Raw genomic sequence first — 8,797 nt, 5'->3', positions numbered from 1 at the left:
GGATCGGGAGCTGGACACCCTGATCCCCGACTCGGCCAACCAGCCGTACGACATGCACCGGGTCATCGAGCACGTCCTCGACGACGGCGAGTTCCTGGAGGTCCAGCCGCTCTACGCGCAGAACATGCTGGTCGGCTTCGGCCGGGTCGAGGGGCGCCCGGTATGCGTGGTCGCCAACCAGCCGATGCAGTTCGCCGGCTGCCTGGACATCGCCGCCTCGGAGAAGGCGGCCCGGTTCGTGCGGACCTGCGACGCGTTCAACATCCCGGTGCTGACCTTCGTGGACGTGCCCGGCTTCCTGCCCGGCACCGGGCAGGAGTGGGACGGCATCATCCGCCGCGGCGCGAAGCTCATCTACGCGTACGCCGAGGCGACCGTCCCGAAGGTCACCGTGATCATCCGCAAGGCGTACGGCGGGGCGTACGACGTGATGGGCTCCAAGCACCTCGGCGCGGACCTGAACTTCGCGTGGCCCACCGCCCAGATCGCCGTGATGGGCGCCCAGGGCGCGGTGAACATCCTCTACCGCAAGGAGCTCAACGCGGCGGTCGAGCGGGGCGAAGACCTGGCCGAGGCCCGCCAGCGGTTCATCACCGAGTACGAGGACGCTCTCGCCAACCCCTACATCGCCGTCGAGCGGGGGTATGTCGACTCGGTCATTCCTCCGTCGGACACCCGCTCGTATGTCATCAAGGCGCTGCGATTGCTGAGGAACAAGCGCGAGACGCTGCCGCCAAAGAAGCACGGGAACATCCCGCTGTGATCGGCACCGATGCGCAGCGGGACGCCGCACCTGCGCGGCCGATCGCCTTGGTGCGCGGCGACGCCACCCCCGAAGAGCTCGCCATTGTGATGGTCGTGCTCGCGCGTGCCGCACACTCCACGAAGGCGAACCCACCCCCGCGCTGTACCTCCGTCTGGATCGAACGCGCACGCCTGGCACGCCGGCCATTGGCGCACGTGCCCGGCGCTTGGCGCGGCTCGGCCCTGCCCCACTGACCCGAGAACGGAGACACACGGATGCTGAATCTTCTGGGCAACCAGGTCATCGTCGGGTCACCCGCCCGCGTTGACACGGCATTGTCCCGGCCAGACCGGCAGGACTACGGCTCACCGACCCCGAAGCCGCCAACACCCCCATCGCAGGGGGTGAAGTCTGCCCCGATGCCCAACCCCGCCGACACGAAGGACGGGTGTGCGCACGGCCTTCATCCGGGCCAGCCTCGCCGCAATCGCTGAAACCGTCGGCGGCTCAGCCTCGACCCTGACTACCCCATGGAGCCACCATGTTGAAAAAGGTGTTGATTGCAAACCGGGGCGAGATCGCCGTTCGCATCGCCCGTGCATGCAAGGACAGCGGTCTCAGGTCAGTCGCCGTCTATGCAGACCCTGACCGGGACGCCTTGCATGTCAAGGTCGCCGACGAGGCCTACGCCATTGGCGGAGCGACTCCCGCAGACTCCTATCTGGTGCAAGACAAGCTGCTCGACGTCGCCCGAAGGTCGGGCGCGGACGCGGTCCACCCGGGCTACGGGTTCCTCGCGGAAAACGCCTCGTTCGCCAAGGCTGTCATCGAGGCCGGGCTCACCTGGATCGGTCCCTCCCCTGGGGCCATCGACGCGCTCGGTGACAAGGTCAAGGCGCGGCACATCGCGGCCCGCGCCAACGCTCCCCTCGTGCCCGGCACGCCCGACCCGGTCGCCGACGCCGGGGAGGTCGTAGCCTTCGCCAAGGAGCACGGCCTGCCCGTCGCCATCAAGGCCGCCTACGGCGGGGGCGGGCGCGGTCTGAAGGTCGCGCGCACTCTGGAGGAAATCCCCGCGCTGTTCGAGTCTGCTACGCGCGAGGCGGTGGCGGCGTTCGGGCGCGGTGAGTGTTTTGTCGAGCGATACCTGGACAAGCCCCGCCACGTCGAGACGCAATGCGTTGCCGACAACCACGGCAACGTCGTGGTCGTCTCCACCCGCGACTGCTCGCTGCAGCGCCGCCACCAGAAACTCGTCGAGGAAGCCCCTGCCCCGTTCCTGACCGACGAGCAGAACGCCGAGCTGGTCCGCGCGTCCAAGGCCATCCTGAAGGAGGCTGGCTACCACGGGGCCGGGACGTGCGAGTTCCTCATCGGGCAGGACGGCACGATCTCCTTCCTCGAGGTCAACACCCGCCTTCAGGTCGAGCACCCGGTCACCGAGGAGGTAACCGGCATCGACCTCGTGCGTGAGCAGTTCCGCATCGCCAACGGTGAGCCACTCGGCTACGACGACCCCACCCCGATGCGGCACTCCATCGAGTTCCGGATCAACGGCGAGGACGCCGGCCGAGGAGGCTTCCTGCCCGCACCAGGCGTCATCACGCAGTTTCGTCCTCCGAGCGGCCCCGGGGTGCGACTCGACTCCGGTATCGAGACCGGCGACGTCGTCGGCGCCGCCTTCGACTCGATGCTGGCCAAGCTGATCGTCACCGGCCGGAACCGCAACGAGGCCCTGGAGCGCTCGCGTCGCGCGCTGGCCAAGTTCGTCGTCGACGGCATACCCACCGTGATTCCGTTCCACCGCGCGGTTGTCGCCGACGAGGCGTTCGCCCCGGCCGACCCGACCCAACCGTTTTCCGTCCACACACGGTGGATCGAGACCGAGTGGCACAACACCGTCGAGCCGTACTCCGGCTCGGTCGCCAAAGCGCAGGACAACGACGGCGAGCGGCAGACCATCGTCGTCGAGGTCGACGGCAAACGGATCGAGGTCGCACTGCCAGGTGGCCTGCCCCTCGGCGGCGGCAACACGAAGAAGAAGGCGCCCAAGCGCTCCAGCGGCAGCAAGCGGAGCGCAGCCGTGTCCGGCGACGCACTCACCGCGCCCATGCAGGGCACCATCGTCAAGATCGCAGTGGAGGAAGGTCAGACAGTTGAAGCCGGCGAGCTGGTCGCGGTCCTGGAGGCCATGAAGATGGAGCAGCCCATCAACGCCCACAAGTCCGGCACCATCACAGGCATTACCGCCGCCGTCGGCGACACCGTCCCCCACAGCGCCGTCATCGTCGCGATCAGGGATCTGGCGATGTGACGCGCGAGCACGTCATACCGGCAGTAACAGAACGTCATTGTGTCGCCCGATGTCCTGCCACAGCCGCAGTGGGCTCGCCTGTAGCGGCCGGCCCGTCCCCAGGTCACCCGGCGACTCACAGCGACGGAGTGTCGGTCGAGGGCGGGAGTGCGGCACGCAATTGGTCTGCAACGATCCGCGACCAGGCGAGGACCACAGCATCTAGCGGTGAACGCCGACGGAGAACAGCACGTCGTCGGGAGCGGTGAACGCCTGTTCGGAGAACCCTGCTTCGGACAGCCGGTGTCAGGTTGAGTGCTCGTCGTGTCCTGGTCCAGATCACCGCGGCGTCGGCAGCGCAGAGCTGCGGCAGCGCGTGAATGGTGCTTTGGGCGTCGGCGTCGCTGATGTTGCCCAGGACGCCCGCCATGATGACCAGGTCGGCGGGCACCGCCTGCCGGTATGAGGCGAGGTCACCGGCGTCGGCCGGCGCAACGGTCACCGTGTCGAGGCCCTCGGCGATTGCTCGGGTCCAGGCCGCAGCGACGTTGCGCGGTTCGTACTCGACCAGCGTGGCGCTGACTTGCCTGGCGTCCGGGGCGCGACGCCGGCACGGCCAGAATGTCGTGACCTTGGCCGGCGCACATGCTGACCACGGACACCGGTTCGCCAGGTCGCTCATCGAGCCACGCGGCGATGTGCTGCTGGACCAGCCTCAGTCGGCGTGCCAGGGGCGAGCCGGGACCGGTGTAAGGGCTGCGCCAGGCGTACCAGTCCTTGCCGTCGTTCATGGGCGCCGAGTCTGCCAGTGTCACCGCGCAGCGGCGGGCGCGGGCATGCCGAGCATGGGGAAGGCCTCGTTGGGGTGGTAGAGCTGTCCTGCTGCGAGGCAGTGGTGCAGGCAGCCGAGGAGCCGGTTGAACAGGTGGCGTAGGTAGCCTCGATGATTCGCGCCTGATGCCGGCTCGGCCGGCCCGGCAGGCCTGATCGCTGTTGGTCGATGTCGTGTGGTTCCGGGCATGGTGGTGGGCCGTCTGCCGCAGCGGTGGGCGTGGTCTCCTGGGGTCCTCCGGGTTGTTGGGGCGGCGGCTGTGCTGGTCAGCCGGGGTCGGGGATGGCCGTGATCTGGTTGAACGCGGTGGTGATCTGTTCGGCCCAGGGGCCAGGTGGCGGAGATGCGTAGCCAGCGGCGGCGTTGGCCGTGGACGAGGCGGGCGGCGGTGTGCAGGATGAGGTAGCGCAGTCGTTTCGGTTCGGCCTTGGGCACCGACCGGCTGCACCTGTCGGCGGCCGGGCACCGGCGGGTCGCCGGGCAGGTGCTCACCGCCCTCGGGGCGGGCTGCGACGAGGAGTGGCTGCTGGTGCCGCCGCACCCCGCGCCGACCCCGTGGCTGGCCGCCCGCGCCGCCGACCTGCGCTGGGCCGGCCAGCACCTGGCACCCTTGGATCAAGCGGCGGTTGACCGGCCGATCGTCGGGCGACCTGCGCACCGCGAAGCGGCCTGTGCTCGGGCCGATCACCGAATGAGCCGCTGCCGCGGCCGGACCCTGGACGGCGAGCCCGTGCCGGCGACCCGCCACATTCGCGGCACCCCTATCCCGTTGACCGGCCGTGGCCCCGGGATCGGGCGTACCTTGGGGCGCATGCCTGTGCCGAGCGATCCGAATCCCCGTTGCCAGTCGTACGCCGCCGAGGGGCGCGAGCTGACCCGGGAGAAGGTCACCCGGCCGCGCGCCGAGTACCCGGTGCCGGAGCGGAACGACGCGCCGATCCGGGCGTACCGGGAGCAGGCCATGGCGCACATCGCCGCCGGTCGGCCGCTGGTCGACGTCCGCTCGCCCGGCGAGTACACCGGCGAGATGCTGCACATGCCGGACTACGCAGGAGGGCGCGCTGCGCGGCGGGCACATCCCCGGCGCGGTGAACAAGCCGTGGAAGTGTGCCGCGAACGACGACGGCACAGCGTCCGCCACGGCGGCGGTGACCAGGGCGAAGACGGCGGCCGCCGTCGAGGCGACCGGGGCCACCCCGTACGCCTGGCCGGCGAACCGGCGACCGCCGCGCCGACCGGCCTGCTGCGCAGGCGAAGGTGAGGGCGTCGACCGTGAACGGGAGGGCCGCAGAGAGCGCAAAGAGGGTGCCGGCGAGGGGGCGCCGAGGAAGCCGCCGGTTCACGGCCGTGCCCGCCTGGAGGCGGCCGTTCGCCGTGGGCAGGGCGGCCTTACTACCTGGAGTTGGTGGGTTGCCGCCCTTCCTGGTCTCGTGTGGTGATGTCTGTGGTGCCCCAGCGCCCGGGGATGCTGAGCAGGGCGATCTCGCCGATTCCATCCGGCAATGCGGGGCTGGAGGTCAGATGGTCGCCGTCCGGTTCGAGGCCGAGCATGGTCCGTAGGAACAGCAGGGGGGCTCCTGTTGACCAGGCCTGCGGGCTGCAGGCGGTCGGGTACTGGACGGGGTACCTGGTGAATTCCCGGTCGTAGCCGGCGAAGGCCTCCGGCAGTCGGCCGTCGAAGTAGGGAGAGGCCTCGATAATCGCTTTGGCGACGAGGGCTGCTTCGCGCCGGTAGCCGTAACGCCAGAGGCCCCATGCGATGATCGAGTTGTCGAAGGGCCAGACCGTGCCTACATGGTAGCCGATGGGGTTATACCGCGCCGCGGTCTTGGCGAGGGTGCGTATGCCCCAGCCAGAGAAGAGGTCGGGGCCGAGGAGGTGCTGTACGAGGCTATCGGCCCGGTTCGGTTCGACGATTCCGCTCCAGAGCAGGTGGCCGATGTTCGAGGAGAGTGCATCAACGGGCCGGCCGTCGGAGTCGAGCGCGAGTGCGTAGTGCTCGCCGTCCTCGATCCAGAAGTCGCGGTTGAAGCGTCGTTTGAGGTCGGCAGCCTGCGCCTCAAGTTCGTCGGCGTACGCCGGGTCGTTCCATACCTTCCGGGCGAGGCGGGCGGCGCGTAGCTTGGCGTCGTAGGCGTAGCCTTGGATTTCGCAGGTGGCTCGGGGTGGTTCGGGTAGGGTTCCGTCGCGGTAGGAGATGGAGTCCCAGGAGTCCTTCCAGCAGTGGTTGTCCAGGCCGGTGGCGGTGTTGCGCCGCTGATACCAGATGTAGCCGTTGCCGACCAGGTCGGCGCTGGTGTCTATCCATTTCAGGGCCAACCGTGCCTCGAACTCAAAGTCGCGCACCAGTTTGGCGTCGCCGGACCATCGTTCGTATTCGTCGAGCAGGATGACGAACAGGGGGGTCGCGTCTGCCGATCCGTAGTAGAGGGAGTGGGGTTGTTCCAGGAACGCGGCCGATTCTCCAAGCCGCATTTCATGGAGGATCTTTCCCGGATCCTCCTCACGGAAATCATCGAACGAGGCGCCCTGAGTGCCTGCCAGCGTGCGAAGAGTGGCACGGGCCAGTGATGGCGCGAAGGGCAGCGCCTGCAGTGAGGTGAAGATGCTGTCCCGGCCGAAGACAGCCATGAACCAAGGCAGGCCAGCCGCCGGAATAAGGCCTGACTTGCCCCACACTGGGTATTGCAATGCGGCGAGGTCGACGATGCTCCGATTGTACGCCTGTTTCAGCGCTTCCCATTCACAGGCGAGGCGCGGCATCTTTGCGAGCCACTCCGCGAGTTCCTTCCTCATCTTTCTTCTGACCTTCGCAGCATGTACCTGCAACGAAGGTCTCGACGATACCGGCGCTTGGACGAGCGCGTCTACCTGCAGACCGGTCTGCCATTGTCCCTGGGGAGGTAGCCGAATGTCGAAAGTGAGTCCGTGGTCGTCAATCCTGGCCGGCTCGCTGGCGGAGATAACAGTTTCGCGCACAAACCCTTCCCGGCGGTAGCGAAAATGCAGGCGGCCGCCCTCGACGAAGGTCGCGAGCTTGCCGGTTTTCGGTTTGACGTCCTTGATTTCAAAGAGGTCCGCGAAATCGCAACCGATCTCCATGAAGACGGTCAGGTCCGCCGACTCGTCGCCGTGGTTGAGGACGATGAGTTGTTCGGTGAAGCTGCCACCGAGCATGCGGTGCCGGACTACGGAAATCTTGGAATCTACGTAATGGGCCGGGGCTCCTGGGACTAGGAAGAACCGTGACTCAAAGTACTGTAGATCATCCTTTGCTAGGGCATTCGTCAACTCCCCGTTCAGCATGAGCCGCCAGGTTGAGAGGAACCGCGTGTCGAAGGAGAAGAGGCCAGTGGGGAAGGTCTGCGAAGGGTGTATGTCGCCGTTGCCGTCACTGACGACGAAGTTAATGCCGTCAAGGTTGCTGACGTAGCCGTTCATCCCCACCTCCGGCCGGTGCCGTCGCCTCGGAAGGATCACGCACGGGTGCCAACCCGGCGATAATTTTTCGAAGACTCACCGCGAGAGTAGTATTGTCTTCGCCTTCCAAGATTATATCGTTGCGTAGCGATGCCGCGTAAAGGTTTACCTTGCCGCGGACAAGCCGGTCGAAGAAGTCCATGCTGGTCCGCATTACGGCAGTCACGCCGCGCCATTCCTGTGATACCCGGACAGTCCCCCTGTCGATCGAAAGGAACCAATGAGTGGTTTGCCCCTCGTGTTCGAGATCGATTCGGTAGGTTGCCGTGACGTGATCTGGAAGCAGGGGAGGCCGGCTACCGCTAATCCGCTCGAAGAATGCGGTGGCGGAGTCAGATGGCCGGGTCTCCCCGGCCGGCCACGCTCCGTCCCGCCCCGTCATGGCAACCCGCCTCCGCCCGGCGTCCCAAAACTCGCGCTGGCTCGACTGTACCGCTGGTAGTCGCGACTTCGCCGAAGAAGCAGATCCTGGGGCCGAGCAGCAGCCGTCGACCGGGGGCGAGTGCAGGCATGTTCGCCACCACTGGTGCGACCGCCATCGATGACGCCGAGCTGTCGGCGGCCGCCCAGGCCGCCTGGCTCCCGGCCCGCTCCCTCGACGAACTCGGCCGCCCGTCGATGCGTCGGAACCGGCCGTCGGGCCGGCTCACGGTGTGAGTGAGCGTCGGGAGCTTACGCACCCTCGACGGAGCACGGCAATTGCGGCTCTTGTGATGTTCTCGTGGGTGGGTTGACGCCCTGATCAACAGGGCACGCCGTGTCCCGTCTAAGGGACGTCTCGTAACTCGATGACCGGTCCATGGTGGATCATGTCGGGGTGCAGGTGATCTCGACGGCCCGCCCGGAGTGGATCTTCCCGTTCACCGGGCTGCAGCCCGCCCAGTTCCGCAAGCTGGTCCGGCTGGTCGCCGAGCATGGCGGTGACGCGATCGCTGACGGTCGACCGGGCCGGCAGTGGTCTCTCGACCTTGCCGATCGGGTACTGCTGGTGGCCGCGTACTGGCGCACGAACCTGACCATGCGGCAGATCGGCCCGCTGTTCGGGGTGTCGCACTCCGCCGCCCACCGAGTCATCGACACCGTCGGACCCCTGCTCGCTCTGACACCGGGGCGCCGACGTCGGGTCGACCAGATCACCATCGTCGACGGCACCCTGATCCCGACCCGGGATCACCGCCTGGCCGCCCCGAGCAAGAACTACCGCTACCGCACCAACCTGCAGGTTGCCATCGACGCCCACACCCGCCTCGTCGTTGCTCTCGGCGATCCGCAACCCGGCAACCGCAACGACACCATCGTCTACCGGACCAGCGGCATCGACCAGAAGTTGGCCGGACGGCCGGTCATGGCCGACGGCGCCTATCGCGGCAATCCTGAGGTGATCGTGACTGGTCAGGTGGTCGCTGCGCCGGTGGGTAGCCAGGGACAGCCGGCGACGAGTTCGGTG

Annotated in this window: 8 protein-coding genes and 3 pseudogenes; 7 read left to right on the top strand and 4 right to left on the bottom strand. The window is 67.5% G+C overall.

The window, feature by feature from the left end; genetic code table 11:
• From V6U90_RS31670 to V6U90_RS31660, 3 genes are all read left to right on the top strand, one after another.
• A partial coding sequence (locus tag V6U90_RS31670) for an acyl-CoA carboxylase subunit beta (protein ID WP_334444553.1) occupies nucleotides 1–763 on the top strand: 763 nt, incomplete at its 5' end.
• Complete coding sequence (locus V6U90_RS31665; protein ID WP_334444551.1) at nucleotides 760–999, top strand: acyl-CoA carboxylase subunit epsilon; 240 nt, start codon at nucleotides 760–762, stop codon at nucleotides 997–999. The genes V6U90_RS31670 and V6U90_RS31665, both read left to right, overlap by 4 nt.
• Before the next feature lie 290 nt (nucleotides 1,000–1,289).
• Nucleotides 1,290–3,059: an acetyl/propionyl/methylcrotonyl-CoA carboxylase subunit alpha gene (locus V6U90_RS31660; RefSeq protein ID WP_334444555.1), complete on the top strand. Its 1,770-nt coding sequence runs from the start codon at nucleotides 1,290–1,292 to the stop codon at nucleotides 3,057–3,059.
• A 115-nt stretch (nucleotides 3,060–3,174) separates the two neighbouring features.
• Here V6U90_RS31660 and V6U90_RS31655 read toward each other — a convergent pair whose 3' ends face one another.
• Nucleotides 3,175–3,720, bottom strand: a complete 546-nt coding sequence (locus V6U90_RS31655; protein ID WP_334444549.1) for a hypothetical protein — start codon at nucleotides 3,718–3,720, stop codon at nucleotides 3,175–3,177.
• A 416-nt stretch (nucleotides 3,721–4,136) separates the two neighbouring features.
• Nucleotides 4,137–4,299: pseudogene (locus V6U90_RS34110) on the bottom strand (IS1380 family transposase); the annotation flags it as partial.
• A gap of 4 nt (nucleotides 4,300–4,303) precedes the next feature.
• Here V6U90_RS34110 and V6U90_RS31650 point away from each other — a divergent pair.
• Both V6U90_RS31650 and V6U90_RS31645 read left to right on the top strand, forming a co-directional pair.
• A pseudogene (locus V6U90_RS31650) lies at nucleotides 4,304–4,565 on the top strand (SGNH/GDSL hydrolase family protein); the annotation flags it as partial.
• 149 nt (nucleotides 4,566–4,714) lie between these two features.
• A pseudogene (locus tag V6U90_RS31645) lies at nucleotides 4,715–5,015 on the top strand (sulfurtransferase); the annotation flags it as partial.
• Nucleotides 5,016–5,262: 247 nt separating this feature from the next.
• Here V6U90_RS31645 and V6U90_RS31640 read toward each other — a convergent pair.
• Both V6U90_RS31640 and V6U90_RS34105 read right to left on the bottom strand, forming a co-directional pair.
• A complete protein-coding gene (locus V6U90_RS31640) occupies nucleotides 5,263–7,311 on the bottom strand; it encodes an amylo-alpha-1,6-glucosidase (protein ID WP_334444547.1) in 2,049 nt (682 codons plus the stop codon).
• Nucleotides 7,286–7,732 (bottom strand): SCP2 sterol-binding domain-containing protein, encoded by a 447-nt coding sequence (locus V6U90_RS34105; RefSeq protein WP_442933709.1) that lies wholly within the window; start codon nucleotides 7,730–7,732, stop codon nucleotides 7,286–7,288. The genes V6U90_RS31640 and V6U90_RS34105 overlap by 26 nt, the downstream gene beginning before the upstream one ends.
• A 128-nt stretch (nucleotides 7,733–7,860) precedes the next feature.
• Between V6U90_RS34105 and V6U90_RS31635 the strand changes: the two genes are divergently transcribed.
• Both V6U90_RS31635 and V6U90_RS31630 read left to right on the top strand, forming a co-directional pair.
• On the top strand, nucleotides 7,861–8,007 hold the full coding sequence (locus V6U90_RS31635) for a hypothetical protein (protein ID WP_334444545.1): 147 nt from the start codon (nucleotides 7,861–7,863) through the stop codon (nucleotides 8,005–8,007).
• A 160-nt stretch (nucleotides 8,008–8,167) separates the two neighbouring features.
• A partial coding sequence (locus V6U90_RS31630; protein ID WP_442933710.1) for a transposase family protein occupies nucleotides 8,168–8,797 on the top strand: 630 nt, incomplete at its 3' end.

The organism is Micromonospora sp. CPCC 206060 (assembly GCF_036906895.1).
Lineage (GTDB): Bacteria > Actinomycetota > Actinomycetes > Mycobacteriales > Micromonosporaceae > Micromonospora.
Note: the sequence above shows the minus strand (reverse complement) of the source record. Positions and strands in the feature narration are given on the sequence as shown.

Excerpts from the sequence above, each read along its gene's own strand:
- V6U90_RS31655 (WP_334444549.1), bottom strand. The coding sequence starts at position 3,720 with ATGAGCGACCTGGCGAACCGGTGTCCGTGGTCAGCATGTGCGCCGGCC.
- V6U90_RS31640 (WP_334444547.1), bottom strand. The coding sequence starts at position 7,311 with ATGAACGGCTACGTCAGCAACCTTGACGGCATTAACTTCGTCGTCAGT.
- V6U90_RS34105 (WP_442933709.1), bottom strand. The coding sequence starts at position 7,732 with ATGACGGGGCGGGACGGAGCGTGGCCGGCCGGGGAGACCCGGCCATCT.
- V6U90_RS31635 (WP_334444545.1), top strand. The coding sequence starts at position 7,861 with ATGTTCGCCACCACTGGTGCGACCGCCATCGATGACGCCGAGCTGTCG.